The following is an 890-nucleotide window of genomic DNA, read 5'->3' on the forward strand; positions in this document are numbered from 1 at the left end:
GCGCGTCAGCTCTTCCGCTACAAGGCCCGCCAGGGTGACCTCATCTGTGAAATGGTCATCTGGGCGTTGCCAGCCACGACCCCGGATCGACCCCACGGTCTGAAATACCGACTGTTTTGCGGCCGTATCGGGGCCTGCATTGTGCGCTACGACAACGAGGCTGGAAAGGGCGACCATCGCCACTACAAAGAGCAGGAGGAGCCCTATGGACTCCTTTCCGTGGAGCAATTGCTGGCCGATTTCCGAGATGACTGCGTGCGGCTTGCCGGCTGGAGGTGGGAATGAACCGAATCGAGATCAGTATATTGAGCCCCCAAGCGGCCTTGCAGGCCTTCGGAAGCACCTGGCAGCAGGCTGAGGCCGGCGAGGATACGAGGCCTCGGCTCGCCTTCGGCAGCCTTCGGGAGCTGTTCTCGGCGATTACCGAGAAACGGTTGGAGCTCTTGCGCCATGTGGCGTCGCAGGAAGGGCTCAATGTTCGCCAGCTCGCCCAATCGCTCGGACGTGACTACAAGAACGTGCATGGAGATGTTACCGAGCTAGTCGAGCTTGGTCTCCTGGAACGCCGCAACGATGGCGTGCTCGTGGCTCCTTACGATGAAATCCTGATCCACGCCGGCATTCGCGATGCAGCCTGATGGCGAGAGCGTGCTGATCCGCTTGCGCTCGATACTGACTGCATATCTGAACAAACCGGACCCTGGAGCAATGAAGGCGAGTGACTGGTATTGGCCGGTTGCTGCCATAACGAAGGCCCAAGACGGGCATCCTCGTGGCTAACACGCCTCGACAACAGCGGTGGCGGAAACTGGCAGGTCTAGCGGAAATTATTCTGAGAAAAATTCGCGTAATAGCGTGAGCGACAACAGCGGTTCGCCCGATGCCGGGCG

The 890-nt window shown here is 59.7% G+C and carries 2 protein-coding genes; both read left to right on the top strand.

Annotated elements, in window-relative coordinates; all coding sequences use genetic code 11:
- The coding region (locus G3480_RS26925; protein WP_164657250.1) for a toxin-antitoxin system TumE family protein at nucleotides 1-285 on the top strand (285 nt) is incomplete at its 5' end.
- Nucleotides 282-638, top strand: coding sequence for an HVO_A0114 family putative DNA-binding protein (locus tag G3480_RS26930; protein WP_164657251.1), 357 nt, complete (start codon nucleotides 282-284; stop codon nucleotides 636-638). The genes G3480_RS26925 and G3480_RS26930, both read left to right, overlap by 4 nt.
- Nucleotides 639-890: the final 252 nt, after the last annotated feature.

The organism is Thiorhodococcus mannitoliphagus, from assembly GCF_010915725.1.
In the GTDB taxonomy this organism is placed as follows: Bacteria; Pseudomonadota; Gammaproteobacteria; order Chromatiales; family Chromatiaceae; genus Thiorhodococcus; species Thiorhodococcus mannitoliphagus.